The organism is Pseudomonas sp. NUPR-002 (assembly GCF_056322725.1).
Window position 1 is genome coordinate 2,982,784 of the sequence record NZ_CM150476.1, and the last position, 24,298, is coordinate 3,007,081.

The window sequence follows — 24,298 nt, forward strand, 5'->3', positions numbered from 1 at the left end:
AGCCGCCCCGCACACGGTGTCACCTTGGGTAACGCCCCGCGCTGAACCGCAAAATCTGCGGATGAAAACAAGCCGATAAACCGCGCAGCAAATCACCCATTCGGGTGTAAGGGACTCGCTGGGGCATGGCTAGCATGAGCTCTCCAACACATCCCTAACCGGAGAAACCGCATGAGAAAAACAACAATGCGCGGAGTCTTCCAGCCAAGTCTGCTGGCAGTAGCTGTGACCGTATACGCAAGCAATCAGGCTCACGCCATTGATTTCAACATCGGCGAAATCAAGGGGCAGTTCGACTCGTCCCTGTCGATCGGTACCAGTTGGGCTACCGCCAATCCTGACAAGAAGTTCATCTCCAACTTCAACTCCCTGGGTGAAAAGGGCGAGGCCGCTTCGCGCACCGTCGATGATGGCCGTCTGAACTTCTCCAAGGGCGACACTTTTTCGAAGATCTTCAAAGGCGTGCATGACCTGGAGCTGAAGTACGGCGACAGCGGAGCCTTTGTGCGCGGCAAGTATTGGTATGACTTCGAATTGATGGATGACCATCAGTCGTTCTACGACATCGATGACAGCGGGCGCGATCGCGCCGCCAAGTCGTCCGGTGCGATGTTTCTGGACAGCTTTGTCTACCACAACTACAGCATCGCCGATCTGGTCGGCAACGTGCGCCTGGGGAACCAGGTGGTGAGTTGGGGTGAGAGCACCTTCATCGGTAACTCGATCAACAGCATCAACCCGATTGACGTGGCGGCGCTGCGTCGCCCAGGAGCGGAGGTCAAGGAAGGCCTGATTCCCGTCAACATGTTCTATATGTCCCAGGGCCTGAGCGAGAACATTACCGCTGAAGCGTTCTACCAGTTGGACTGGAAGAAATCGGTGGTGGAAAACTGCGGCACATTCTTTGGCAGTGACGGCGTCGCCCAAGGCTGCGATGACCGCTTGGTGGTGGCCGGCCTCGACCTGCCGCCAGGCGTGGCACAGAACACCGGTGGCCTGGCAGCCGTCGCCGCCGGTAGGGACAACGCCTTCATCCCCCGGCTCAAGGACAACGACGCCCGTGACAGCGGCCAATACGGCCTGGCCCTGCGCTGGTTCGTGCCCGAAGTCAATGACACCGAGTTCGGCGCCTATGCGATGAACTACCACAGCCGTAACCCGTTCCTGAGCATCAACCAGATGACCAGCACGGCAGGTGGCCTGGCCTCGGCGCGCAGTGCCCGGTACTTCATCGATTATCCGGAAGACATCCGCCTGTACGGCCTGAGCTTCCAGACCAACGTCGGCGGCACGTCGCTGGGCGGCGAAGTCAGCTACCGGCCGAACATGCCGTTGCAACTGAACACCGCTGACCTGTTGTCTGCCGCGACCTTCAGCGCCACGTCACCGCTGATCAGCAGCGGTTTTGCCGGGCGCAACCTGGGCGCCGAGGTGAACGGCTACAAACGGATGCCGGTAACCCAGGCGCAAGTCACCGCCACGCAGTTCTTCGATCAAGTCATGGGCGCCAGTCGCCTGACCCTGGTGGCGGAGGTGGGTTACAACCACATCAACGGCCTGGGCAAGGCTGACGGCTCTGACCTGCGTTTCGGTCGAAGCCCTGCTTTCGGCTCCGGCGAACTGCCGGGCGCTGCCGGTCTGGCAGCCTGTCGCGGCACCGCAGTCGGCTTGCCAACGGCCAGCAACCCGGCGCAAGAGTGCAACGACGATGGCTTCTACACCAGCAACAGTTGGGGCTATCGGGCACGCGCCAAGCTGGATTACCCGAACGTTGTCGCTGGCATCAACCTCTCGCCATCGCTGGCCTGGTCCCACGATGTGCAAGGTTACGGTCCGAACTTCGACGAAGGCTCCAAGGCCGTCAGCCTGGGCCTGGATGCCGACTACCAGAACGCTTACACCGCCAGCCTCAGTTACACCAACTACTTTGGCGGCGATTTCAATACCAACGTTGACCGCGATTACGTTGCGCTCAGCTTTGGCGTGAACTTCTGATGCACATCTGGCGGAGGAGCCTGACGATGAAAACAACAAAAGTACTGCGCGTTGGTGTATTGAGCCTGTCATTGCTGGCTAGCGGTGTGATGGCGGCTGTGTCACCCCAGGAAGCGGAACAATTGGGCACGACCTTGACGCCATTGGGCGGTCAGAAGGCTGGCAACGCCGATGGCAGCATCCCGGCCTGGAACGGCGGTCTGAAACCGGGCGCCGGGGCGTATAACAACGGCTTTTTAAGCGATCCATTCGCAGCGGAAAAGCCTTTGTTCGTGATCACGGCGGCCAATGCCGCGCAGTACAAGGACAAGCTCAGCGCCGGGCAAATGGCGATGTTCCAGCGCTACGCCGATACCTACAAGATTCCCGTGTACCCCACTCACCGCACCGCGGCGTCGCCCCAGCACATCTATGACCTGGCGAAAAAGAGTGCCGTGACCACCGGACTGTCGGCCGATGGCAACGCCTTGCTCAATTTCTCTGAAACCCGCTATTACCCGTTCCCGATCCCCAAGAGCGGTATCGAGGTGCTGTGGAACCACACCACCCGTTATCGCGGCCAGAACTTCCAGCGCACCAGCGCGCAGATCACGCCACAGGCCAACGGCTCCTACAGCGTGGTGCAGATGGAAGACGAAATGGCCGCGCCGCAGTACATGCAGGGAGTCGGCAAGGGTCAGGCCGACAACGTCATCTACTACTACAAGCAGCGGGTGACTGGCCCGGCGCGTCTGGCGGGCAACGTGCTGCTGGTGCACGAAACCATCGACCAGGTCAACGAGCCGCGCATGGCCTGGCAGTACAACGCCGGTCAGCGCCGGGTTCGCCGGGCGCCGCAAGTGGCTTACGACGGCCCGGGGACGGCGGCCGATGGCATGCGCACGTCGGACAACGGCGATCTGTTCAACGGTGCACCGGACCGCTACGACTGGAAGCTGATCGGCAAGAAGGAAATGTACATTCCGTACAACAACTACAAGCTGCAATCGCCCAAGCTCAAGTACGACGACATCATCAAACCCGGGCATATCAATCAGGACCTGACCCGCTATGAACTGCACCGGGTGTGGGAAGTGGAAGCGACGCTCAAACAAGGTGCGCGCAACATCTACGCCAAGCGCCATATGTACTTCGACGAGGACACCTGGGCGCTGGTCGAAGTCGACCACTACGACGGCCGTGGCCAGCTGTGGCGTGTCGGTGAAGGCTTCCAGATGAATGACTACGAAAATGGCATTGCCTCTTATGCCATGCAATCGATCTATGACCTGACCGCCGGCCGCTACATCGTGCTGAACCTGCTGAACGAGTCGCCCAAAGGCATCCAGTACGGCATTCAGGCGTCGATGAATGACTTTACCCCCGCCGCCTTGCGCAACGACGGCATTCGCTGATTCCGTTGCCTGAAACAACAACACCCTGCTCGCAGGGTGTTGTGCCAAACCCCGCCGGTCAACCCAATCCTCTGCCACCTGATGCGGGTGGTCCGCGCAAAGCCCGCCTGTACAACCATTGGTTCAATGCGGTTTTCTCATTGAACGAGGTCTGTTATGCAGGGTCTTGGGCTCAACACAATCGCGGTGCGCAATCCTGGCCTGTCGCTCTCCAGGCTACCCACGGACTACTTGTCACGGCCTCGTCTGGTCGAGTTGCTCACCGAGCGCAAGCGCTTGCGGCTGCTGAGTGCACCGGCGGGATATGGCAAAACCGCGCTGCTGAGCCAGTTCATGGAAAGTCACGCACCCGGCGAGCAGCAGGCCTGGGTCGATTGTTGCGGGCAGCCGCAAGCATTGGTCAGCCTCTGCGCGGTTGTCGCCCAGGCGCTTGGCTTGGCACCCGACACCACGCCTGAAGCACTGTTGGAACACTTTGAGACTCGCGTGGCAGCGTTCTGGCTGGTGCTTGACGACCTGGCAGCAGACAACCCAATCGAGCTCAATAGTTGGATTGAGCAACTGCTTGCCGTGCGTAACAGCTCGATCCAGGTGCTGGTCAGCTGTCGCCAGCGCCCGGACTGGAATCTACCGCGACTGGTACTGGAAGGCGAACTGCTGGAATTGAACACCGCGCAGTTGGCGCTCACCCGTGATGAATTCGAAGCGCTGATCAACCAGCTGCGCCACAAGACCAATACCCGTTGCAGGGAGGCGTTGTGGGCTGAAACCCAGGGCTGGTGCGCCGGGGTGCGCCTGCTGTTGTCGCGGCCGATGCACAGCGTAACGCCGGACTTCAGCTCGGCACCGGTGCTGCGCGACTACCTGCACTACGAGCTGCTGACACGTCTGGATGCCGACGAGCGCGAGGTGCTGTTCGGCTTGGCGCACCTGTCGAAAGTCTGTGTGCAACTGTGTGACCAACTGTGGGAAGAGCAGCGCGGCGGTCAGGTACTTGAGCGCTTGTTGCGTTGCCAGGCGTTTATCGTTCCGGTCGATGGCCAGGCGCACTGGTATCGCTTGCTGCCCGCCGTGGCCCATGCGTTGCAAGACCAATTGCACGCGGCGACCTTGAATCGCTTGCGCCTGCGTTCGTGTCAGCTGTTGAGCTCACTGGGCCTTTTTGACGATGCCATCGAGCAGGCGCTCAGTGCAGAGCAACCAGAAGTGGCGGCCAGCTACATGGAACGTCTGCGCCTGACCTGGTTGCTCAGCGATCGCCACCTGGATCGATTGATGATCTGGCGTGATCGCTTGCCAGCGTACTTGCTGGAGAGCAGCCCGCGGCTGATCTATCTGTGTGCCCGGGCCTTGCTGTTCAGTGGTCGACTGGATGAAGCCGAACACTGCCTGCAGCAGTTGCGCCAATTTCTGCCAATGGCCGATCCCAGCCGAAACCACCGCTTGCTGGCGAACTGGCAAGCGTTGTACGGCAGCCTGCAAGCAATGCGTGGCAACACACGCCAGGCGCGCCTGCACTGTGAGGCCGCGCGCGAGGGCTTGAATGCCCAGGACTGGCTGTCGGTGCTGTTGTGCCTATCGACCCTGGCGCGGATAGCCATGATCGAGGGCGACCTGCCCGAATCGCGCAAGCTGCTGGAGGCGGCGGTCGAACTGGCACGTCGTCAGGGCAGCCGGGACGCCGAGGTGCTGGTCAACACGGATCGTATCCGTCTGAAAATGCTCGAAGGGCAACCCGGTATGGCCGAGGCTTTGCTGGACAAGGAACTGGAGTATGTAACCGGCAACACTGGCCAGCCCAATCCATTGCTTGGGCGCTTGCTGTTTCTCAAGGGCGAGTTACTGTTGCTGCAAGGTTCAGAGCGTGCGGCCGAGCAAGTGCTGCAAACCGGCCTGGTGCAGGTACGAGATTGCTCCGCGCCGTTCATTTTGTTCGGCTACCTGATGCTGTCGGAACTGGCTGCACGTCGTGGGCGGTATGAAGACGCCCAATGGCTGCTGCACGAAGCGGAGCGGCGCATGCATTGGGGCAAGATCCATTCGGCGTGCTACAGCAGCGCCATCGCCTTGCAGAACGCGCGCATTCTGGCGCATGAGCAGCGTTGGGAGCCGTTGTTGCAGGTCAGCCAGGCACTTGATGCCTATCTTCAGGAGCCGGCAGCCAACTCACCGCCATTGCTGATGCCTTCTTTGCGTCAACGCAATCAGTTGTTGCTGGCACAGGCTGCCTATCAGACCGGCGAGGTTGATCGGGCAGTTCGCAAGTTGCGCACCTTGCTGGTGGAATGTGAGCAGGTGGGTTTCATCACCTTGGCCAGCGAAGCCCGGCAATGCTTGATACGCATTGCCGGGGACACTGAACAATCGGTCCAAGTGCTGGCCGACTCAGACGCGCAGGTGAGGGCGCCTGCCAGTCAGGGCTCGAACTATCAAGATGAGCTGACACCGCGGGAAGTCTCGGTGCTCAAACTACTGGCCGAAGGCATGTCGGTACGAGAGGTGGGGAATAGCCTGTTTATTTCGGTGAACACGGTGAAAACCCACGCCAAGAACATCAACGTCAAACTCGGCGCCTGCCGCCGTACCCAGGCCATCAACAGCGCGAAATCCATGGGCATACTTGCCTGAAACAGGTGGGGGCGCCCGCCACCTGATCCGGGTGGCGCTGCTGCAGGGACGATGGTCAACCATGGACTCAACCCATAACTGACAACAAAAGCAGAGGTTGAGATGAGCGCTATTGAGCATCCCAGTGGTGTCGATATCCGTGCGATCCTGGTACGGCAACGAGCGGCCTTCCTGGCCAGTGAACCTTATAGTGTCGAACAGCGCTGTGAGTTGATCGAGCGCGCCATCGGCCTGTTGCGTGATAACGAACAAGCCATCGTCGATGCGCTGTCCGCTGACTTCGGTCAGCGCAGCCCGACCTTTTCACGCGGCAGCGAAGTGCTTTCGCCGCTGGCCACGCTCAAGCAGACCCAGGCCGAGTTGAAGGAGTGGATGCGCCCCGAGACGCGTCAAGCGCGCAGCGGTGAAGCCTGGGTTCAATACCAGCCTCTGGGTGTGGTGGGCATCGTCACCGCCTGGAACGTACCGGGCAACATGGTCTTCAAAGGCCTGGCCGGGGCTTTGGCCGCTGGCAACCGGGTGATGATCAAGCCGTCTGAGTTCAACCCGCATACCTCGGCGCTGATTGCCCGCTTGATCAGCTCGGTCTATAGCGAAGACGAAGTCGCCGTGATCACCGGTGGGCCAGAAGTTGCCCAGGCCTTCTGCAGTCAACCCTTCGATCATCTGCTCTTTACCGGCGCGACCAGCATCGGTAAGCACGTACTGCGAGCGGCAGCGGAAAATCTGGTACCGGTGACCCTCGAACTCGGTGGCAAATCACCGACCATCATCTCGCGCAGCGCAGACTTCCAGACCGCGGTCGGCAAAATCATCCTTGGCAAACTGATGAACGCCGGGCAGCTGTGTGTGGCGCCGGACTATGTGTTCGTACCGAAAGAGTCCATGGACGACTTCATCAAGGTCGCCAGTGCCGCCGTCGCCAAGTGGTTCCCGCAGCTCAAGGACAACCCGGAGTACACCTCGATCATCAACCAACGGCATGTTGAGCGTTTGCAGGGCTACCTCGACGAGGCCAGGGAGGCCGGGGTCGAACTGATCGAACTGAACCCGGCAGGTGAAGACTTCAGCCAGGCGGCGCACAACAAAATGGTGCCGACCCTGTTGCGCGACCCCGGTGACCAGTTGCAGGTCATGCAAGACGAAATCTTCGGGCCATTGCTGCCGATCAAACCCTACGAATCCATTACCGATGTTATCGCCTACATCAACGCACGCCCGCGTCCGCTGGGCCTGTACTACTTCGGCAACGACGCCGCCGAGCAAGCGCTGGTGCTCAACCGAACCTGCTCCGGTGGCGTGACGCTCAACGACGTGATGCACCACGCCGGGCTAGAAAGCCTGCCGTTCGGTGGGGTCGGCCACAGTGGCATGGGCGCCTATCACGGCATCGACGGATTCCGCACCTTCAGCCATGCCAAGGCCGTTTACCGTCCTGCGGTCTGACCGCCCTTAACCCTTGTGCCTAACGTATTGAGAGAAATGTCATGAAAGCTGCCGTTTTCCATCAGGTTGGTTCCCCCTTGGTCATCGAGGACGTGGGCATCAGCAAGCCTGGCCCGCGTGAAGTGCTGATCCGCACCAAGGCTGTGGGTGTCTGCCATTCCGACTTGCATGTGATTGAGGGGGCGTTTCCGTTCCCTGGCCCCATCGTGTTGGGGCACGAAGCCGCCGGTGTGGTCGAGCAGGTGGGCTCAGAAGTGCGCTCGGTCAAGCCCGGTGACCACGTGGTCACCTGCCTGACGGTGTTTTGTGGCCATTGCGAGCACTGCGTCACCGGCCATCTGGCGCGTTGTGTATCACCGGAAACCAAGCGCGACAAAGACGAAGAGTCGCGCCTGACCTATGTGCAAAAACCGATGCCGCAATTCGCCAACCTGTCGGCGTATGCCGAGCAGATGCTGGTGCATGAGAACGCCTGTGTGGCGATTCGTCGCGACATGCCCCTGGACCGCGCCGCATTGCTTGGCTGCGCGGTCACCACGGGCACCGGGGCAGTATTCAACACCGCCAAAGTGCGCCCGGGTGAAACCGTCGCGGTCATCGGCTGCGGCGGGATCGGCCTGGCCGCCATCAACGGTGCGGCATTGGCTGGGGCAGGGCGGATCATCGCCATTGACATGCTCGACTCGAAACTGGAGTTGGCCAAGCAATTCGGCGCCACCGACCTGGTCAATGCCAAGGACGGCGATGCGGCAAAAATGGTACTGGAGCTGACCCGTGGCGGCGTCCATCACGCCTTCGAATGCATCGGTCTGAAACAGACGGCCGAACAGGCCTTCGCCATGCTGGCTCGGGGCGGTACCGCGACCATTATCGGCATGATCAAACCCGGCCTGAAAATCGAACTCGACCCTTATCAGTTGCTGCACGAGCGTCGTGTCCAGGGTTCGTTGATGGGCTCCAACCGCTTCCCGGTAGACATGCCGCGACTGGTGGACTTCTACATGGCCGGAAAGCTCAAGCTCGACGAAATGATCGCCCAGCGCATCAAGCTCGAACAGATCAACGAGGCCTTCGACGAACTGCGCCGTGGCGAACTCGCACGCTCGGTGATCGTCTTCAACGACTAACCACCCAACCCCTGTAGGAGTGAGCAAGCTCGCTCCTACATACGCCCCTACCTGGAGTTGATTGATGGACATAGATTTCACGCCGCACGAGCTGGCGTTTCGTGAGGAGGTGCGCGGCTTTCTTCGGGATCACCTGCCTGCTGAATTCGCCCAGCGTATCCAGCAAGGCAAGCGCTTGAGCAAAGCGCATCAGATTGAATGGATGCGCATCCTGAACAAGCAGGGCTGGTTGGCGCCGGGTTGGCCAGAGGAGTACGGCGGTACCGGCTGGAACGCCGTGCAAAAGCACCTGTTCGAAGAAGAATGCAATGCCCATGGCGCACCGCGTGTGGTGGCGTTTGGGGTAAAAATGGTTGCCCCGGTGCTGATCAAGTTTGGTACCGCCGAGCAAAAGCAGCGCTTCCTGCCGCGTATTTTGAGCAGTGAAGACTGGTGGTGCCAAGGCTATTCCGAGCCCGGCGCCGGGTCGGACCTGGCCGCATTGAAGACCCGTGCCGTGCGTGATGGCGAGCATTATGTGGTCAATGGCCAGAAAATCTGGACGACCCTGGCGCACTTCGCCGACTGGATGTTCTGCCTGGTACGAACCGATTCTGAGGCCCAGCAACAGCGCGGTATCTCGTTCTTGCTGATCGACATGAAAACCCCGGGCATTACCATCCGGCCCATCATCACCCTGGACGGTGAGCATGAAGTCAACGAGGTGTTCTTCGACAACGTGCGTGTACCGGTAGAGAACCTCGTCGGTCGTGAAAACGAAGGCTGGACCTGCGCCAAGTATCTGCTGACCCATGAGCGCACCAGCATCGGTGGCATCGCTCAGAGCAAAGCACTGCTGCAACGCCTCAAGTACATCGCCACTGAACAAGTACGCGATGGCCGACCACTGATTGAAGACACGCTGTTCCGCGCCCAGATCGCCGAAGTGGAAATGCAACTGATGGCCGCCGAAATGAGCAATTTGCGCACCTTGGCCGCCGCCCGCGATGGTGGTGCGCCGGGAGCGGAAAGCTCGATCCTGAAGATCAAGGGTACCGAGATTCGCCAGGCCATTACCTACCTGATCAGCAAGGCTGTGGGGCCGTATGCCATGCCATTCATTGAGGATGAGCTGGGCTATAGCGACGAGGCGCTGCTGTACACCGAGTACAGCAGCACGGCCACCTATCAGTACCTGGACGCACGAAAAGCCTCGATTTATGGCGGCTCCAACGAGATCCAGAAAAACATCATCGCCAAAATGATTCTTGAACTGTAAGGGGGCCCCACCATGGACTTCAAACTGACCGAAGAGCAGTTGATGCTGCAGGAAACCGCAGCGCGCCTGGTGCGTGACACCTATGGCTTTGAACAGCGTGAGCAGTTCAGTAAAAGCGAAGCCGGTTTCAGCCCCACCTTCATGCAACAATTGGGCGAGCTGGGACTCTGTGCTGTGCCATTTGCCGAACGTTATGGCGGATTTGGCGGCAGTGGTGTGGACACCATGCTGATCAGCACCGAGCTGGGACGTGGGTTGTGCCTGGAGCCTTTCCTGCATTCCATCGTCTTCGCCGGGGGGCTGATCAGCCAACTGGGCAGCGAAGCGCAGAAAGAAACGCTGCTGCCAGCACTCGGCAGCGCCAGTTTGCAGATGGCCGTGGCGCTGGATGAGCCGCAGAGCCACTACCAATTGCACGATGTACAGACCGTTGCCCAGCCTGTTGCCGGAGGCTGGAAGCTTGACGGGCGCAAATCGGTGGTTGTCGGCGGCCAAAGCGCCGGCCTGATCATTGTCTCGGCCCGCACCAACCACGAAGCCCGTGACGAGGAGGGCATCAGCTTGTTCCTGCTCGACCCGCACACGCCTGGCGTACACCTGCGCTCGTTTGCAACCATCGACGGGCGCAGAGCCTGTGACCTACAGCTGGATGCGGTATTTGTCGAACACAGCGCGGTTCTGGGTGAAGTAGGGGAGGCATTGCCTGCCTTGCGTTATCAGCAAGGTCGCAGCATCGCCGCGCAATGCGCCGAGGCGGTCGGCAGCATGGAAGCGTCGTGCAAGCTGACCCTCGAATACCTGAAGACCCGAAAGCAATTCGGCCAGCCGATCGGCAAGTTTCAGGCATTGCAGCACCGCATGGTGGACATGCAGATCGAACTCGACCAGGCCACGTCAATGACCTTGCTTGCAGCCTGTGTAGCCGATCAGGCAGACAGTGACGAGCGTAGCCGGGTATTGGCGGCGGCCAAATTCATCGTCAGTCGTGCGAGTCGGTTTATTGCCGATCAAGGCATTCAGCTGCACGGGGGCATTGGACTGACGTGGGAGTACGTCCTGTCGCATCATGCCAAGCACCTGCTGATGGTGGCTCGACAGTTTGGCGATGATGATCATCACTTGCAGGCCTACGCGAAACTGATGCAGGTCGCTTGAGTCACGACAGCGGGGAAGGTGTTGGCGCTCAAGTTTGCGCCATTATAACTACACTAAATAGTTATTTAGTGTAGTTATAATTTAAAGCTATTAATTGGGAAGGGTAGCTCATCCTTCCAGGCACGCATAGTCGGTACGTGTAATGAGTAACAAGCCCCGAAAACCAGGGACTCCAGCTATCTGAGGCGGCGATCTAAATGGGTCATTTCCGAGCAGGATGCTTAAAAACGCTCCTAATTAACTGAAATCTGCTGAGGTACCAGCTGCCTGACACGCGTTGCCCAAGTCAACGCGGCGATTGGTATGGAGTTCCGACTCAAAACCTTCATTTCTGTACCTGACCAGCATCAAGGTACATCCTGCGATGTCTACAAGCTCGGCGTTTTAGCGTTGACGGCAGTTCACCAGCATTGGCGAAGCGCGAACAAAACCAGTCGTATTTTGTTGGCGCTGTTTCATGCGCTGGCCGAAGTGATTCGTCGTAGCTTGGCTTTGGGTAACCAGGAAGATTCCTTGGAGAGATACCGCGATGTGTTTTGTTTACCAACAGTCGGTATCCGTATGAGTCGAACCGCTGGAAATTTTCCGATCCAGCGCTGATGAGATTGCTGTGGTGGATGCTGGCTATCGTGGTCGGTTTTCACAAGGAGCAAGGCTCGCAAAATCCAATTATCCTGGATTACAGTGCCGAGGTACCGACGAGAGATGCAGGCAAGCGATTGAGGGCTGAGCCAGGCTTCAAATCTGTCCACCCAAGGCCCCCAAGCCCACATAGGATGTTACGCATAATTCGACGGACGTTATGTTAGCGAAGCCGCCCGAACGGGCAGAATCAGCCGCCGGGAAAATTGCGAAGCCCCGGCGGTTGATTTACACATAGCGTGCATTATGCGTGGCATGTTTAACCTTCTATCGAGGCCTTCTATGGTGACTGATATTTCCCATGACGAAGCCATGGCCGAGCTTTTCCGTCGTGATCCTGCCTATGCTGCCGAGCTGCTACGTGTCGTCCTGCTCGATGGCGACCGCGATGAAATTCTTATCCTTTGCCGACAGATTGCCGCTGCATTCAACGCGACACTGTGCGATTGAGCGCGATTCAATGCGACGCTATGCGATTCAATGCGATTCTACGCGCCCCATTTCGTTGCCTTTGATTTCTTTGGGTTTCCTTCAATTGCCTTGAATTTCCTCCGGTTGCCTTCTGTTGCCTTTAACGGGTGAGACAGGTCCGTGCGTATTACTAACCCTTTCTTGAGTTGCGTTTAGATGCGTCGGGATGCGTCGGGATGCGTTTGGGTGCGCCGGGATGCGTTGCGATGCGTTTGGTGTTCAAAGTCCGTGCGTATTACTACACCTGGTCGCGGTGGCAGCTCCGTCAAGGGCCGCGTCCCCGGCTTGTCGTGACAGCCTCATCGTCGCGATTAACGGAGACCCGGAGCGCTTCGCGCGTCCCTTGATGGCACCTCGTCTCGTTTACTCTCTGCCTGGGGTGTGGGAGGCGCTTTTCCTCCCATGCCCCAGGCCCTCGCCGAGAGACTCCCTGTAGGGCCCCCGGAGGGGCTTTTTGCTTCTCGGCTCTTGGCGATCGCCAGCCGGATAGGGTGGGGGTGCTGTTACACCCCCACTTTATTGTGGTTCTCCACAATTTCAGCCTTCACTCCGGCTCGATTACCACTTCGCCGGTATCTGACAGGCGTGCATAAGCTACTGATTTCTCTAGTATTTTATGAACAAGCTCACTATCTCTCATCGGCTGCTTTCCTTGCCGAATCAGTATCTTGTTGAATTCTATAGCTTTTTGGCGGATTGCTTCTTGCTCCGCCGTCGTCAGTCGTACGTTCGTGGCCATGCCTTCACCGTTCATCAAATACTCTCCAGATAATACATGTGTGCAAGTGGACACGTATTGACGTGTGCAGTTCTACATGTGTACATTCGCGTCCTATGTTATTTGTGTGCATGTGTAAGGACGTTCTGCATGATCATCGACTGGCTCACCGTTTCACAGGAACACGACCACGATCTGCCTGTCGTCTGTGACGTTTTCACGTTGACCATCGATGCGAACACCAACGAAGTACTCAGCACCCGGCAACCTCGTTTCAAGCATGAGGCCAGTCATTCCACTTCTGTCACCATCCACGTTCAAGGCCGAAAGGTTCGCGTTGAAGGTAACCCCAGCAGAGTAGGGCGTCTTGATAACCTTTTTGGATTTAAATCGATTGAACAATGTATCTCCGTCTACAACTCGCTTCTCCGTGAGTATGGTCTACCGGCTTTCACCCGTTGCACTCGCGTTGATATCCGTCAGGGAACGTCAGGCGCTAAATCGGGTGATCGCATCGCCGATGGGGCCAAGATTGAACGAATCGATTTAACTACTAATCTTTCCATGGGGGAGGGCAATGTACTTGCTTATCTTCGTGGTGTTTCCAGTCAGCGTATTGGGCATTCAATAGGTTTCTTATATCCCAATGGTCGTACCGTTTCTTGGACCCCTAAAGGAAACGGGCAGGGCGGCCGTCTCCAATACCGCAAAGCTTACGATAAAGCATTTGAAATGGATCAAAACCTGATCCCGAAGATTAAGCGTCTCTATGGTGAAAACTCTCCAGAGTTCGCTTATGTCATGCGAGTTAGAAACTACTGCGTTCAATTTGGCGTAGTTCGCATGGAACAAGAATTAAAAAGTGAATATCTCCAGCGTGAGGGCCTCTGTTACTGGGGCTTGTTTGACGAAGAGCGTCTAGCTCAACTCCACAGTGAGTTTTTAAAAATTGACGAACGGTTAAAGGTGACCGCTATGGATATTGTTAGCATCAGTGGCCAATTGGTTGCAGAGGGTATTTGCGATAATCTTCGTTCTGCCCGTACTACTGCCAGTTATGCACTTGAGTGGATGACAGGTGCCGAACTTGATTTTAAAAAGAAACAAGTGAACACTCATGCTGCCAAGCTAAATCGCATTGGCATCAATATTCGTAACGCCTGTGACACCTCCCGCTTTGCACCCGTTTTTGTTCGTCAGTGCCGTGAGATTGAAAAATCCCCCTTGGTTATCCCTGCTTGGTATAGCAGGCCTAATCATCTGAAGGTGGCGGCATGAGAACCGTCAGCTTTCAGGGCGTTCAGCTAACTGCTGGCCAAAAGCTTCGTGCCCAGCAACAGCAGCATGTCCGCGCTTTCATGAGTCCTGTGCTAGCTCAACAAGTTGCTGATACTTTGGCTGTTATTGAGCTTCGAAAAGAGCAGGGCGCTAAACCCGAAAAACTCTGGTTTCCTGATCGCCAAGAACATGGAACACCGTCCATTGCTGAATGGATGGGCTTCTGATGGACAAGAAACAGTTTCAATCTCTCCGCTGGAATGTTGAATCTGATATTCGCAATCATGTTAGTGATGAGGCTTTAGTTAAATCTATTGCTAACGATGTTATGCGTACCGTCTTGGCTGATTTTTCAAATCAAGCCGTTGTTCGTCAACGTAATAATCGTCAATTTCTTACCTTCAGGCGTAACCCTGAAGCCATTGCGCCCAGTTGGGCATACCGTAAGCCCGGCACTGTTCCTGGCTTTCCAACACTGAGATAGGGGCATTATATGTCTAACGTTATCGTAGTTGAAGTAACCGGCAATCATCGCAGCGGTACTGCCGCCAAGAGCGGTAAACCTTACTGCATGTTTGAAGCCTATGCGCATCTGCCGAATATTCCTTATCCGCAGAAGTGCACTTTCTATGCTGAAACTCCGCAGCAGGTTCCTCAGCCCGGCAAGTACGAATGTGACGTTATCGCTCAGGTTCGCGATGATCGTCTTATTTTTGAAGTTGACCCACGTCAAGGGCGTCGTGTCAGCTCCGTTGCTCCTGTCTCTACCGCTGCTCAAAAGACTGCGTAATGTCCGGCACTCTTTACTGTCCATCTGAGCTTTCTACCGATGGCGTTATGCCGGTTTGTTCTTCAACTTGGGAGGTCTTGCCTTATACACCTCCTTTTGATCCGTCTCAGCTTGATCCAACTGTTTTGGCTCAAGCATTTGGGGCCGGATTCACATTGGTAGCGACTTTTATGGTCATGTCCATGGGGATTCGGGCGTTTCTTAACTTCATCAAACAATCCTGAGGATTTACTTATGTTTAAAAAGCTTTTTGTTGCCGCCGCTGTTGCTGTTGCCGCTCCTTCTGTTTTCGCTGCCGGTGAAACTACCGCATGGGACTACAGCGCTCTGACTTCTTCCATTGATTTCAGCAGCATTTCCGTTGGTGTCCTGGCTGTCGCCGGTATCCTCGCCGGTGTTTATGCCGGTATTAAGGGCGCTAAGATTGTTCTCGGTTTCCTGCGCGGTTAAAACGCGATTACATCAGGTTTCCAATCGGGGGTATTCGTACCCCCTTTTTATTGGAGTCGATTTATGGAACAGCTTTATATATTCGCCTTTTTTGTGATCGGTTCCAGCTGTGCTTTTGCTGTTTTCCATGAGTGGTAACATGAAAAGCTACCTTGCTTTTTTGATGTTATTCTTTCCGTCCGTTGCTTTTTGTGCGACTTGGTCGGTTAAGCCCAGCGATATGAGCCGTCAACCCGGCTTGTCTGAGGTTGTTAATATTGAAAAGGCTTCAATATCCGCCAAGATTCTTGCCGCTTACAAAGCTTCTCCAGCTGCTGGTGAGACTTACACCGATTCTGGATGCACGTATGTTCAGGAAATTGTAGGTACTTGCACTATCGTTGCTCACATGACCTTGGCTGACGGCTCTATTTCAGATCGCTCTATCCGTATTGGTATTGTTCCCGGCGCTTCTGTAGCGTGTCCTGCTACAGTTGAGCTTAAGGGCAAGACGGCTCCTATCATTCAGAGCGGGGAAAAAGCGTATGTTTCGTGGTCAGTCTCACAAGTTACCCCTGAGAACCTGTGTCATAACAGCTGTATTTACTATGCTTCTTCTGCAACCGCCTCTACCTGTTATCGTACTTCTGCTGGTGCTTCCGATGGTTTTTGTAACTTCGTCGTTGCTGTTAATTCTTCTGCTGGCTCCTGCACCGTTTCGTCGGGATACGCTGCTGCGTCTGCCGGGGCTGAGCTTAACCCTGATACCACTCCTGATCCCGGTGGCGGTGGTGGTGGCGATGACGGCGGGACTGACCCTAACCCCGGTGGCGGAACAGGTGGTGGTAGCACAGGTGGTCCTACAGTCGTCTCTGGCACTGTTGGTGTTGAGTTTAAGAGTCCTGGAACCCTTTCATCACAATTAGGCCATTACCTTGATGAGGACGGTTCAGTAGAAACGGCTACAACTCAACTTCCTAAAGACCTGAGCAACCAATATCAGGAAAGTGATATAGGTAAAAAGGTTGACGAAACCGTACATTCTTTTAGTGAGTTAGCAAACGTCCCTCATCAGTGCCCTACAGGTCAGTTTGAGTTATTTGACCGTACTATTATTCTCGATGCTCATTGTGTTTTGTTTGCTCAGATAGAGCCTGTTCTTAAGTTAGCAACATATGCTGCTTGGATGCTTGTTGCTGTCATTATAATTTTCTCCGCATAGGTGATTTATGGGTGAGTTTGCTCGCTGGCTTCTTCAGCTTATTGACGATCTTTTCAGCTTTATTTTTGAACTTGTTGCTTCTTTCTTTGGATGGTTGCTCGACGGGCTTTTAAGCGTTCTTGAGCGCGGCTTAACTCCATTTCTCGGGCCTTTGGTTTCTGGTTTTGAGCAAATACCTGATTCGGTAATGTACTTTCTTGGCTTTTTGAATGTCCCTTTTGGCATAGCATCCATTCTTACAGCCTATTCAATTCGTTTTCTTATTCGTCGAATTCCTTTCATTGGGTGATTTATGGCTATTCATGCTTACGTTGGAAAACCCGGCCATGGCAAAAGCTACGGTGTCGTTGAGCATGTGGTTATACCTTCGCTTAAACAGAATCGACATGTTGTAACTAACATTCCACTTGCTGTTGATGATTTGTTAGCCGCATTTGGCGGCAATGTAACGCAATTGCCTTCTGACTGGTTCGAGCTTTCCGACTTGGCTGATGTAATTCCTGCCGGGTCGGTTGCAATTATCGATGAGTGCTGGAGGCGCTGGCCTGCTGGCCAGAACGTAAACCATGCTAACTTCACTGATAAATCCCTGCTTGCTGAGCATAGACATCGAGTCGATGAAAAAGGCAACTCCATGCGCGTCGTTTTGGTAACACAAGACCTCGCGCAGATTTCCTCGTGGGTTCGCCTTCTTATTGAAACAACCTACCGCATCAGAAAGCTGAGCAAGAAAGCGTTCAAGGTCGATATCTACAATGGTGCCGTAACTGGCGATGCTCCCTCAAAAACAAAGTTAGTCCGAACTACAGCCGGCACTTTCAAGTCTACGATTTTTCCTTTCTACAAATCTGCAACTCAGTCAAATTCGGGTGAGGTTGGTGATGAGTCTTCGGCAGATGGGCGTTCTAGCATCCTGCGTTCTTTTGGTCTTTGGGCTTCGCTTATCTGCGCGCTCGTCTTCGTCCTGGGCGGCATCTTCCTCGTTAAAAAATTCTTTTCGACTGATGCTCCAGGTGTGAAGCATGTTGCGTCTGCATCAGTACCGGCTAAAGGCCCCGCTGTGCCTTCCGCGCCGCCTGAACCACCGATCTCGACCACTTGGCGTCTGGTGGGCTTTGTCCACCCTTCAAAGCCTGATCCATCATCGCGGGCTATCTCGGAATCTCTGGCTCTTATTGCAGATGCTAATGGGAACACTCGCTACATATCTTTTTCACATTGCCGGTATTTTCCTGATTACACTGAGGCATATTGTCTCGTTGATGGTTTCAAAATAACAAATTGGTCTCTAAAAAAACCTAACTCAATTGTCGGGGGATTAATTGGGGGAGGGGTTTAGCGTAGCGCTAACGCCTCTCCCAATTAATCGACCAGCCATCCGGAACATATCTTATGAAAATCTGTATTTTTATTCGTCGCGCCTACCTGTCTGTTGTTCTGTTTTTCTTCCTTTCTTTTGCGCATGCTGAGTCTGTTCCGCAGCAGCTCACCTTTGATTTTCAGACAATTCAGGTTTCATCAGCTTTACAGCTTCTCGCTGATTATCGCGGCTTGAACTTAGTCCTTGACGATAATGTTAGAGGCTCCCTTTCTATGAGAATGAGAGACGTATCTTGGGACCAAGCTATCGAATATGTAACGTCAACCAAAGGCCTTTTATATTCTGTTGAGGGCAATTTTCTTCGGGTTAGTGCTTATCCACGTTCCCGCGATACATACGGCGAGGGTTCTTATCCGGTTGCACCAAATCAACAAGCGCAAAGTGGCCTTTCTTTTGGTGCTAACGCTTTTGAGATTTCAATTCTTAAGGTTCATAACATCTTGGCTTCTGATGCAGTAAAAGCTTTTCCTCTCGATACTGGAGAAAGTTTGAGTGTTGAAGACGGTTCTTCTGTGATTGTTGCTCGTATGAGTAAGCCGCGGTTGGATCAGCTTAAAACTCTTATTTCGGCGGTCGATTACTCTAGAAAACAAGTCATGATTCAGGCTCGTATCGTTCAGGTTGATCGCTCATATTCCAAGAATTTGGGCGTTCAATGGGGTGGCACTCTGGGCAGTGGCTCAGGAACTGTTTCAGGCTCTGTTCCACTTGGTTTTTCATCTGGTGCCATCGGTGCGGTTGGTATTGTCTCAAGCGCTTTGACGCTCGATGCTAGGCTTTCTGCTATGGAACAGGAGGGCAAGGGCAAGGTTATTTCCAGCCCGCGTGTTTACACCTCCGACCGTCATCAAGCCAAAATTGTTAAAGGCTCTCAGGTTCCTTATCAGCAATCGGCCGGCGACGGTGCAACGTCCACATCTTTCAAGCAGGCTGCTTTATCGCTCGACGTGACACCAATCGTTAACGATAAAGGCGTGCTGCTCGATGTCATCCTTTCAAAGGATGAGCCTGATTATTCAAACGCTATGAATGGCGTCCCACCGATCAACACGACCTCGCTGACTTCCCGGGTTTTTTCACCGTTCGGCCAGACGATTGCTGTAGGTGGTGTTTATTCGGATCTGGACACAACCGTCGTTAGAAGCGTGCCGTTCCTAGGTAAAATCCCTGGCTTCAAATGGTTGTTCACCAGCAGCTCGACAGTGTCCACCAGCACTGAGCTGGTTCTTTTTCTCACGCCGGTTCTGGTTGACCAGGCTGTGCTCAAATGATCAGCAGAAGCACCCCCACGGTGAAGCCCATGGGTACGCATAATTCGACGGACGTTATGTTAGCGAAGCCGCCCGAACGGGCAGAATCAGCCGCCGGGAAAATTGCGAAGCCCCGGCGGTTGATTTACACATAGCGTGCATTATGCGTGGCATGTTTAACCTTCTATCGAGGCCTTCTATGGTGACTGATATTTCCCATGACGAAGCCATGGCCGAGCTTTTCCGTCGTGATCCTGCCTATGCTGCCGAGCTGCTACGTGTCGTCCTGCTCGATGGCGACCGCGATGAAATTCTTATCCTTTGCCGACAGATTGCCGCTGCATTCAACGCGACACTGTGCGATTGAGCGCGATTCAATGCGACGCTATGCGATTCAATGCGATTCTACGCGCCCCATTTCGTTGCCTTTGATTTCTTTGGGTTTCCTTCAATTGCCTTGAATTTCCTCCGGTTGCCTTCTGTTGCCTTTAACGGGTGAGACAGGTCCGTGCGTATTACTAACCCTTTCTTGAGTTGCGTTTAGATGCGTCGGGATGCGTCGGGATGCGTTTGGGTGCGCCGGGATGCGTTGCGATGCGTTTGGTGTTCAAAGTCCGTGCGTATTACTACACCTGGTCGCGGTGGCAGCTCCGTCAAGGGCCGCGTCCCCGGCTTGTCGTGACAGCCTCATCGTCGCGATTAACGGAGACCCGGAGCGCTTCGCGCGTCCCTTGATGGCACCTCGTCTCGTTTACTCTCTGCCTGGGGTGTGGGAGGCGCTTTTCCTCCCATGCCCCAGGCCCTCGCCGAGAGACTCCCTGTAGGGCCCCCGGAGGGGCTTTTTGCTTCTCGGCTCTTGGCGATCGCCAGCCGGATAGGGTGGGGGTGCTGTTACACCCCCACTTTATTGTGGTTCTCCACAATTTCAGCCTTCACTCCGGCTCGATTACCACTTCGCCGGTATCTGACAGGCGTGCATAAGCTACTGATTTCTCTAGTATTTTATGAACAAGCTCACTATCTCTCATCGGCTGCTTTCCTTGCCGAATCAGTATCTTGTTGAATTCTATAGCTTTTTGGCGGATTGCTTCTTGCTCCGCCGTCGTCAGTCGTACGTTCGTGGCCATGCCTTCACCGTTCATCAAATACTCTCCAGATAATACATGTGTGCAAGTGGACACGTATTGACGTGTGCAGTTCTACATGTGTACATTCGCGTCCTATGTTATTTGTGTGCATGTGTAAGGACGTTCTGCATGATCATCGACTGGCTCACCGTTTCACAGGAACACGACCACGATCTGCCTGTCGTCTGTGACGTTTTCACGTTGACCATCGATGCGAACACCAACGAAGTACTCAGCACCCGGCAACCTCGTTTCAAGCATGAGGCCAGTCATTCCACTTCTGTCACCATCCACGTTCAAGGCCGAAAGGTTCGCGTTGAAGGTAACCCCAGCAGAGTAGGGCGTCTTGATAACCTTTTTGGATTTAAATCGATTGAACAATGTATCTCCGTCTACAACTCGCTTCTCCGTGAGTATGGTCTACCGGCTTTCACCCGTTGCACTCGCGTTGATATCCGTCAGGGAACGTCAGGCGCTAAATCGGGTGATCGCATCGCCGATGGGGCCAAGATTGAACGAATCGATTTAACTACTAATCTTTCCATGGGGGAGGGCAATGTACTTGCTTATCTTCGTGGTGTTTCCAGTCAGCGTATTGGGCATTCAATAGGTTTCTTATATCCCAATGGTCGTACCGTTTCTTGGACCCCTAAAGGAAACGGGCAGGGCGGCCGTCTCCAATACCGCAAAGCTTACGATAAAGCATTTGAAATGGATCAAAACCTGATCCCGAAGATTAAGCGTCTCTATGGTGAAAACTCTCCAGAGTTCGCTTATGTCATGCGAGTTAGAAACTACTGCGTTCAATTTGGCGTAGTTCGCATGGAACAAGAATTAAAAAGTGAATATCTCCAGCGTGAGGGCCTCTGTTACTGGGGCTTGTTTGACGAAGAGCGTCTAGCTCAACTCCACAGTGAGTTTTTAAAAATTGACGAACGGTTAAAGGTGACCGCTATGGATATTGTTAGCATCAGTGGCCAATTGGTTGCAGAGGGTATTTGCGATAATCTTCGTTCTGCCCGTACTACTGCCAGTTATGCACTTGAGTGGATGACAGGTGCCGAACTTGATTTTAAAAAGAAACAAGTGAACACTCATGCTGCCAAGCTAAATCGCATTGGCATCAATATTCGTAACGCCTGTGACACCTCCCGCTTTGCACCCGTTTTTGTTCGTCAGTGCCGTGAGATTGAAAAATCCCCCTTGGTTATCCCTGCTTGGTATAGCAGGCCTAATCATCTGAAGGTGGCGGCATGAGAACCGTCAGCTTTCAGGGCGTTCAGCTAACTGCTGGCCAAAAGCTTCGTGCCCAGCAACAGCAGCATGTCCGCGCTTTCATGAGTCCTGTGCTAGCTCAACAAGTTGCTGATACTTTGGCTGTTATTGAGCTTCGAAAAGAGCAGGGCGCTAAACCCGAAAAACTCTGGTTTCCTGATCGCCAAGAACATGGAACACCGTCCATTGCTGAATGGATGGGCTTCTGATGGACAAGAAACAGTTTCAATCTCTCCGCTGGAATGTTGAATCTGATATTCGCAATCATGTTAGTGATGAGGCTTTAGTTAAATCTATTGCTAACGATGTTATGCGTACCGTCTTGGCTGATTTTTCAAATCAAGCCGTTGTTCGTCAACGTAATAATCGTCAATTTCTTACCTTCAGGCGTAACCCTGAAGCCATTGCGCCCAGTTGGGCATACCGTAAGCCCGGCACTGTTCCTGGCTTTCCAACACTGAGATAGGGGCATTATATGTCTAACGTTATCGTAGTTGAAGTAACCGGCAATCATCGCAGCGGTACTGCCGCCAAGAGCGGTAAACCTTACTGCATGTTTGAAGCCTATGCGCATCTGCCGAATATTCCTTATCCGCAGAAGTGCACTTTCTATGCTGAAACTCCGCAGCAGGTTCCTCAGCCCGGCAAGTACGAATGTGACGTTATCGCTCAGGTTCGCGATGATCGTCTTATTTTTGAAGTTGACCCACGTCAAGGGCGTCGTGTCAGCTCCGTTGCTCCTGTCTCTACCGCTGCTCAAAAGACTGCGTAATGTCCGGCACTCTTTACTGTCCATCTGAGCTTTCTACCGATGGCGTTATGCCGGTTTGTTCTTCAACTTGGGAGGTCTTGCCTTATACACCTCCTTTTGATCCGTCTCAGCTTGATCCAACTGTTTTGGCTCAAGCATTTGGGGCCGGATTCACATTGGTAGCGACTTTTATGGTCATGTCCATGGGGATTCGGGCGTTTCTTAACTTCATCAAACAATCCTGAGGATTTACTTATGTTTAAAAAGCTTTTTGTTGCCGCCGCTGTTGCTGTTGCCGCTCCTTCTGTTTTCGCTGCCGGTGAAACTACCGCATGGGACTACAGCGCTCTGACTTCTTCCATTGATTTCAGCAGCATTTCCGTTGGTGTCCTGGCTGTCGCCGGTATCCTCGCCGGTGTTTATGCCGGTATTAAGGGCGCTAAGATTGTTCTCGGTTTCCTGCGCGGTTAAAACGCGATTACATCAGGTTTCCAATCGGGGGTATTCGTACCCCCTTTTTATTGGAGTCGATTTATGGAACAGCTTTATATATTCGCCTTTTTTGTGATCGGTTCCAGCTGTGCTTTTGCTGTTTTCCATGAGTGGTAACATGAAAAGCTACCTTGCTTTTTTGATGTTATTCTTTCCGTCCGTTGCTTTTTGTGCGACTTGGTCGGTTAAGCCCAGCGATATGAGCCGTCAACCCGGCTTGTCTGAGGTTGTTAATATTGAAAAGGCTTCAATATCCGCCAAGATTCTTGCCGCTTACAAAGCTTCTCCAGCTGCTGGTGAGACTTACACCGATTCTGGATGCACGTATGTTCAGGAAATTGTAGGTACTTGCACTATCGTTGCTCACATGACCTTGGCTGACGGCTCTATTTCAGATCGCTCTATCCGTATTGGTATTGTTCCCGGCGCTTCTGTAGCGTGTCCTGCTACAGTTGAGCTTAAGGGCAAGACGGCTCCTATCATTCAGAGCGGGGAAAAAGCGTATGTTTCGTGGTCAGTCTCACAAGTTACCCCTGAGAACCTGTGTCATAACAGCTGTATTTACTATGCTTCTTCTGCAACCGCCTCTACCTGTTATCGTACTTCTGCTGGTGCTTCCGATGGTTTTTGTAACTTCGTCGTTGCTGTTAATTCTTCTGCTGGCTCCTGCACCGTTTCGTCGGGATACGCTGCTGCGTCTGCCGGGGCTGAGCTTAACCCTGATACCACTCCTGATCCCGGTGGCGGTGGTGGTGGCGATGACGGCGGGACTGACCCTAACCCCGGTGGCGGAACAGGTGGTGGTAGCACAGGTGGTCCTACAGTCGTCTCTGGCACTGTTGGTGTTGAGTTTAAGAGTCCTGGAACCCTTTCATCACAATTAGGCCATTACCTTGATGAGGACGGTTCAGTAGAAACGGCTACAACTCAACTTCCTAAAGACCTGAGCAACCAATATCAGGAAAGTGATATAGGTAAAAAGGTTGACGAAACCGTACATTCTTTTAGTGAGTTAGCAAACGTCCCTCATCAGTGCCCTACAGGTCAGTTTGAGTTATTTGACCGTACTATTATTCTCGATGCTCATTGTGTTTTGTTTGCTCAGATAGAGCCTGTTCTTAAGTTAGCAACATATGCTGCTTGGATGCTTGTTGCTGTCATTATAATTTTCTCCGCATAGGTGATTTATGGGTGAGTTTGCTCGCTGGCTTCTTCAGCTTATTGACGATCTTTTCAGCTTTATTTTTGAACTTGTTGCTTCTTTCTTTGGATGGTTGCTCGACGGGCTTTTAAGCGTTCTTGAGCGCGGCTTAACTCCATTTCTCGGGCCTTTGGTTTCTGGTTTTGAGCAAATACCTGATTCGGTAATGTACTTTCTTGGCTTTTTGAATGTCCCTTTTGGCATAGCATCCATTCTTACAGCCTATTCAATTCGTTTTCTTATTCGTCGAATTCCTTTCATTGGGTGA

At 53.9% G+C, this 24,298-nt stretch carries 30 protein-coding genes; 28 read left to right on the forward strand and 2 right to left on the reverse strand.

The features are described from left to right. Positions 1-171 precede the first annotated feature (171 nt). The 9 genes from ACVWSC_RS13485 (at position 172) to ACVWSC_RS13525 (ending at position 12,095) form a co-directional block, all read left to right on the forward strand. The gene (locus ACVWSC_RS13485; protein WP_442114129.1) at positions 172-1,995 is read left to right on the forward strand and encodes a DUF1302 domain-containing protein; all 1,824 of its coding nucleotides are present in this window, start codon (positions 172-174) and stop codon (positions 1,993-1,995) included. A gap of 26 nt (positions 1,996-2,021) precedes the next feature. After that, positions 2,022-3,389 (forward strand): DUF1329 domain-containing protein, encoded by a 1,368-nt coding sequence (locus tag ACVWSC_RS13490; RefSeq protein ID WP_442114130.1) that lies wholly within the window; start codon positions 2,022-2,024, stop codon positions 3,387-3,389. Between the two features lie 156 nt (positions 3,390-3,545). Next, complete coding sequence (locus tag ACVWSC_RS13495) at positions 3,546-6,017, forward strand: winged helix-turn-helix domain-containing protein (protein ID WP_442114131.1); 2,472 nt, start codon at positions 3,546-3,548, stop codon at positions 6,015-6,017. A 102-nt stretch (positions 6,018-6,119) separates the two neighbouring features. Further along, a complete protein-coding gene (locus ACVWSC_RS13500; protein ID WP_442114132.1) occupies positions 6,120-7,463 on the forward strand; it encodes a coniferyl aldehyde dehydrogenase in 1,344 nt (447 codons plus the stop codon). Positions 7,464-7,504: 41 nt separating this feature from the next. Next, entirely contained in the window at positions 7,505-8,590 is a 1,086-nt protein-coding gene (locus ACVWSC_RS13505; protein WP_442114133.1) for a Zn-dependent alcohol dehydrogenase, read from the forward strand. A 64-nt stretch (positions 8,591-8,654) separates the two neighbouring features. Continuing rightward, complete coding sequence (locus ACVWSC_RS13510) at positions 8,655-9,848, forward strand: acyl-CoA dehydrogenase family protein (protein ID WP_442114134.1); 1,194 nt, start codon at positions 8,655-8,657, stop codon at positions 9,846-9,848. Positions 9,849-9,860: 12 nt separating this feature from the next. Continuing rightward, positions 9,861-11,003 (forward strand): acyl-CoA dehydrogenase family protein, encoded by a 1,143-nt coding sequence (locus tag ACVWSC_RS13515; RefSeq protein WP_442114135.1) that lies wholly within the window; start codon positions 9,861-9,863, stop codon positions 11,001-11,003. 303 nt (positions 11,004-11,306) lie between these two features. Then, positions 11,307-11,603 (forward strand): hypothetical protein, encoded by a 297-nt coding sequence (locus ACVWSC_RS13520; RefSeq protein ID WP_442114136.1) that lies wholly within the window; start codon positions 11,307-11,309, stop codon positions 11,601-11,603. Positions 11,604-11,927: 324 nt separating this feature from the next. After that, a complete protein-coding gene (locus ACVWSC_RS13525) occupies positions 11,928-12,095 on the forward strand; it encodes a hypothetical protein (protein ID WP_169918907.1) in 168 nt (55 codons plus the stop codon). Positions 12,096-12,660: 565 nt separating this feature from the next. On the opposite strand, the gene ACVWSC_RS13530 is transcribed toward ACVWSC_RS13525, so the two are convergent. Beyond that, positions 12,661-12,870, reverse strand: coding sequence for a hypothetical protein (locus tag ACVWSC_RS13530; protein WP_169918909.1), 210 nt, complete (start codon positions 12,868-12,870; stop codon positions 12,661-12,663). Between the two features lie 114 nt (positions 12,871-12,984). Here ACVWSC_RS13530 and ACVWSC_RS13535 point away from each other — a divergent pair, with 114 nt between their 5' ends. The 11 genes from ACVWSC_RS13535 (at position 12,985) to ACVWSC_RS13585 (ending at position 19,551) form a co-directional block, all read left to right on the forward strand. Further along, on the forward strand, positions 12,985-14,112 hold the full coding sequence (locus tag ACVWSC_RS13535; RefSeq protein WP_346100738.1) for a phage/plasmid replication domain-containing protein: 1,128 nt from the start codon (positions 12,985-12,987) through the stop codon (positions 14,110-14,112). Beyond that, positions 14,109-14,339 (forward strand): hypothetical protein, encoded by a 231-nt coding sequence (locus ACVWSC_RS13540; RefSeq protein WP_169918911.1) that lies wholly within the window; start codon positions 14,109-14,111, stop codon positions 14,337-14,339. The genes ACVWSC_RS13535 and ACVWSC_RS13540 overlap by 4 nt, the downstream gene beginning before the upstream one ends. Next, positions 14,339-14,596, forward strand: coding sequence for a hypothetical protein (locus tag ACVWSC_RS13545; protein ID WP_346100737.1), 258 nt, complete (start codon positions 14,339-14,341; stop codon positions 14,594-14,596). The genes ACVWSC_RS13540 and ACVWSC_RS13545 overlap by 1 nt, the downstream gene beginning before the upstream one ends. A gap of 9 nt (positions 14,597-14,605) precedes the next feature. Further along, positions 14,606-14,902, forward strand: coding sequence for a propanediol utilization protein (locus ACVWSC_RS13550; RefSeq protein WP_169918913.1), 297 nt, complete (start codon positions 14,606-14,608; stop codon positions 14,900-14,902). Further along, entirely contained in the window at positions 14,902-15,126 is a 225-nt protein-coding gene (locus tag ACVWSC_RS13555) for a hypothetical protein (RefSeq protein WP_476461734.1), read from the forward strand. Before ACVWSC_RS13550 ends, ACVWSC_RS13555 begins: the two co-directional genes overlap by 1 nt. A gap of 10 nt (positions 15,127-15,136) precedes the next feature. Beyond that, the gene (locus tag ACVWSC_RS13560) at positions 15,137-15,352 is read left to right on the forward strand and encodes a hypothetical protein (protein ID WP_476461735.1); all 216 of its coding nucleotides are present in this window, start codon (positions 15,137-15,139) and stop codon (positions 15,350-15,352) included. 139 nt (positions 15,353-15,491) lie between these two features. Further along, the gene (locus tag ACVWSC_RS13565; RefSeq protein WP_476461736.1) at positions 15,492-16,553 is read left to right on the forward strand and encodes a hypothetical protein; all 1,062 of its coding nucleotides are present in this window, start codon (positions 15,492-15,494) and stop codon (positions 16,551-16,553) included. Positions 16,554-16,560: 7 nt separating this feature from the next. Continuing rightward, positions 16,561-16,842, forward strand: coding sequence for a DUF2523 domain-containing protein (locus ACVWSC_RS13570; protein ID WP_169918916.1), 282 nt, complete (start codon positions 16,561-16,563; stop codon positions 16,840-16,842). Between the two features lie 3 nt (positions 16,843-16,845). Next, positions 16,846-17,892: a zonular occludens toxin domain-containing protein gene (locus tag ACVWSC_RS13575; RefSeq protein ID WP_169918917.1), complete on the forward strand. Its 1,047-nt coding sequence runs from the start codon at positions 16,846-16,848 to the stop codon at positions 17,890-17,892. A gap of 53 nt (positions 17,893-17,945) precedes the next feature. Further along, the gene (locus ACVWSC_RS13580) at positions 17,946-19,205 is read left to right on the forward strand and encodes a hypothetical protein (protein ID WP_476461737.1); all 1,260 of its coding nucleotides are present in this window, start codon (positions 17,946-17,948) and stop codon (positions 19,203-19,205) included. A gap of 178 nt (positions 19,206-19,383) precedes the next feature. Then, positions 19,384-19,551 carry a hypothetical protein gene (locus tag ACVWSC_RS13585; RefSeq protein WP_169918907.1) on the forward strand — a complete coding sequence of 56 codons (168 nt, stop codon included), beginning with the start codon at positions 19,384-19,386 and terminating at the stop codon, positions 19,549-19,551. Between the two features lie 565 nt (positions 19,552-20,116). Here the strand turns inward: ACVWSC_RS13585 and ACVWSC_RS13590 are convergent. Further along, the gene (locus ACVWSC_RS13590; RefSeq protein ID WP_169918909.1) at positions 20,117-20,326 is read right to left on the reverse strand and encodes a hypothetical protein; all 210 of its coding nucleotides are present in this window, start codon (positions 20,324-20,326) and stop codon (positions 20,117-20,119) included. A 114-nt stretch (positions 20,327-20,440) separates the two neighbouring features. Here ACVWSC_RS13590 and ACVWSC_RS13595 point away from each other — a divergent pair, with 114 nt between their 5' ends. The 8 genes from ACVWSC_RS13595 to ACVWSC_RS13630 all read left to right on the forward strand — a co-directional run bounded on the left by ACVWSC_RS13595 (position 20,441) and on the right by ACVWSC_RS13630 (position 24,298). After that, entirely contained in the window at positions 20,441-21,568 is a 1,128-nt protein-coding gene (locus ACVWSC_RS13595) for a phage/plasmid replication domain-containing protein (RefSeq protein ID WP_346100738.1), read from the forward strand. After that, the gene (locus ACVWSC_RS13600; RefSeq protein ID WP_169918911.1) at positions 21,565-21,795 is read left to right on the forward strand and encodes a hypothetical protein; all 231 of its coding nucleotides are present in this window, start codon (positions 21,565-21,567) and stop codon (positions 21,793-21,795) included. Before ACVWSC_RS13595 ends, ACVWSC_RS13600 begins: the two co-directional genes overlap by 4 nt. Next, positions 21,795-22,052 carry a hypothetical protein gene (locus ACVWSC_RS13605; RefSeq protein ID WP_346100737.1) on the forward strand — a complete coding sequence of 86 codons (258 nt, stop codon included), beginning with the start codon at positions 21,795-21,797 and terminating at the stop codon, positions 22,050-22,052. Before ACVWSC_RS13600 ends, ACVWSC_RS13605 begins: the two co-directional genes overlap by 1 nt. 9 nt (positions 22,053-22,061) lie before the next feature. Further along, on the forward strand, positions 22,062-22,358 hold the full coding sequence (locus ACVWSC_RS13610; RefSeq protein WP_169918913.1) for a propanediol utilization protein: 297 nt from the start codon (positions 22,062-22,064) through the stop codon (positions 22,356-22,358). Beyond that, complete coding sequence (locus ACVWSC_RS13615; RefSeq protein WP_476461734.1) at positions 22,358-22,582, forward strand: hypothetical protein; 225 nt, start codon at positions 22,358-22,360, stop codon at positions 22,580-22,582. Before ACVWSC_RS13610 ends, ACVWSC_RS13615 begins: the two co-directional genes overlap by 1 nt. 10 nt (positions 22,583-22,592) lie before the next feature. Next, entirely contained in the window at positions 22,593-22,808 is a 216-nt protein-coding gene (locus ACVWSC_RS13620; protein ID WP_476461735.1) for a hypothetical protein, read from the forward strand. 139 nt (positions 22,809-22,947) lie between these two features. Continuing rightward, positions 22,948-24,009, forward strand: a complete 1,062-nt coding sequence (locus ACVWSC_RS13625) for a hypothetical protein (protein ID WP_476461736.1) — start codon at positions 22,948-22,950, stop codon at positions 24,007-24,009. Between the two features lie 7 nt (positions 24,010-24,016). Continuing rightward, positions 24,017-24,298 carry a DUF2523 domain-containing protein gene (locus tag ACVWSC_RS13630; RefSeq protein ID WP_169918916.1) on the forward strand — a complete coding sequence of 94 codons (282 nt, stop codon included), beginning with the start codon at positions 24,017-24,019 and terminating at the stop codon, positions 24,296-24,298.

Coding starts and splice junctions, on each gene's coding strand:
- ACVWSC_RS13485 (WP_442114129.1), top strand. CDS start 172: ATGAGAAAAACAACAATGCGCGGAGTCTTCCAGCCAAGTCTGCTGGCA.
- ACVWSC_RS13490 (WP_442114130.1), top strand. CDS start 2,022: ATGAAAACAACAAAAGTACTGCGCGTTGGTGTATTGAGCCTGTCATTG.
- ACVWSC_RS13495 (WP_442114131.1), top strand. CDS start 3,546: ATGCAGGGTCTTGGGCTCAACACAATCGCGGTGCGCAATCCTGGCCTG.
- ACVWSC_RS13500 (WP_442114132.1), top strand. CDS start 6,120: ATGAGCGCTATTGAGCATCCCAGTGGTGTCGATATCCGTGCGATCCTG.
- ACVWSC_RS13505 (WP_442114133.1), top strand. CDS start 7,505: ATGAAAGCTGCCGTTTTCCATCAGGTTGGTTCCCCCTTGGTCATCGAG.
- ACVWSC_RS13510 (WP_442114134.1), top strand. CDS start 8,655: ATGGACATAGATTTCACGCCGCACGAGCTGGCGTTTCGTGAGGAGGTG.
- ACVWSC_RS13515 (WP_442114135.1), top strand. CDS start 9,861: ATGGACTTCAAACTGACCGAAGAGCAGTTGATGCTGCAGGAAACCGCA.
- ACVWSC_RS13520 (WP_442114136.1), top strand. CDS start 11,307: ATGGAGTTCCGACTCAAAACCTTCATTTCTGTACCTGACCAGCATCAA.
- ACVWSC_RS13525 (WP_169918907.1), top strand. CDS start 11,928: ATGGTGACTGATATTTCCCATGACGAAGCCATGGCCGAGCTTTTCCGT.
- ACVWSC_RS13530 (WP_169918909.1), bottom strand. CDS start 12,870: ATGAACGGTGAAGGCATGGCCACGAACGTACGACTGACGACGGCGGAG.
- ACVWSC_RS13535 (WP_346100738.1), top strand. CDS start 12,985: ATGATCATCGACTGGCTCACCGTTTCACAGGAACACGACCACGATCTG.
- ACVWSC_RS13540 (WP_169918911.1), top strand. CDS start 14,109: ATGAGAACCGTCAGCTTTCAGGGCGTTCAGCTAACTGCTGGCCAAAAG.
- ACVWSC_RS13545 (WP_346100737.1), top strand. CDS start 14,339: ATGGACAAGAAACAGTTTCAATCTCTCCGCTGGAATGTTGAATCTGAT.
- ACVWSC_RS13550 (WP_169918913.1), top strand. CDS start 14,606: ATGTCTAACGTTATCGTAGTTGAAGTAACCGGCAATCATCGCAGCGGT.
- ACVWSC_RS13555 (WP_476461734.1), top strand. CDS start 14,902: ATGTCCGGCACTCTTTACTGTCCATCTGAGCTTTCTACCGATGGCGTT.
- ACVWSC_RS13560 (WP_476461735.1), top strand. CDS start 15,137: ATGTTTAAAAAGCTTTTTGTTGCCGCCGCTGTTGCTGTTGCCGCTCCT.
- ACVWSC_RS13565 (WP_476461736.1), top strand. CDS start 15,492: ATGAAAAGCTACCTTGCTTTTTTGATGTTATTCTTTCCGTCCGTTGCT.
- ACVWSC_RS13570 (WP_169918916.1), top strand. CDS start 16,561: ATGGGTGAGTTTGCTCGCTGGCTTCTTCAGCTTATTGACGATCTTTTC.
- ACVWSC_RS13575 (WP_169918917.1), top strand. CDS start 16,846: ATGGCTATTCATGCTTACGTTGGAAAACCCGGCCATGGCAAAAGCTAC.
- ACVWSC_RS13580 (WP_476461737.1), top strand. CDS start 17,946: ATGAAAATCTGTATTTTTATTCGTCGCGCCTACCTGTCTGTTGTTCTG.
- ACVWSC_RS13585 (WP_169918907.1), top strand. CDS start 19,384: ATGGTGACTGATATTTCCCATGACGAAGCCATGGCCGAGCTTTTCCGT.
- ACVWSC_RS13590 (WP_169918909.1), bottom strand. CDS start 20,326: ATGAACGGTGAAGGCATGGCCACGAACGTACGACTGACGACGGCGGAG.
- ACVWSC_RS13595 (WP_346100738.1), top strand. CDS start 20,441: ATGATCATCGACTGGCTCACCGTTTCACAGGAACACGACCACGATCTG.
- ACVWSC_RS13600 (WP_169918911.1), top strand. CDS start 21,565: ATGAGAACCGTCAGCTTTCAGGGCGTTCAGCTAACTGCTGGCCAAAAG.
- ACVWSC_RS13605 (WP_346100737.1), top strand. CDS start 21,795: ATGGACAAGAAACAGTTTCAATCTCTCCGCTGGAATGTTGAATCTGAT.
- ACVWSC_RS13610 (WP_169918913.1), top strand. CDS start 22,062: ATGTCTAACGTTATCGTAGTTGAAGTAACCGGCAATCATCGCAGCGGT.
- ACVWSC_RS13615 (WP_476461734.1), top strand. CDS start 22,358: ATGTCCGGCACTCTTTACTGTCCATCTGAGCTTTCTACCGATGGCGTT.
- ACVWSC_RS13620 (WP_476461735.1), top strand. CDS start 22,593: ATGTTTAAAAAGCTTTTTGTTGCCGCCGCTGTTGCTGTTGCCGCTCCT.
- ACVWSC_RS13625 (WP_476461736.1), top strand. CDS start 22,948: ATGAAAAGCTACCTTGCTTTTTTGATGTTATTCTTTCCGTCCGTTGCT.
- ACVWSC_RS13630 (WP_169918916.1), top strand. CDS start 24,017: ATGGGTGAGTTTGCTCGCTGGCTTCTTCAGCTTATTGACGATCTTTTC.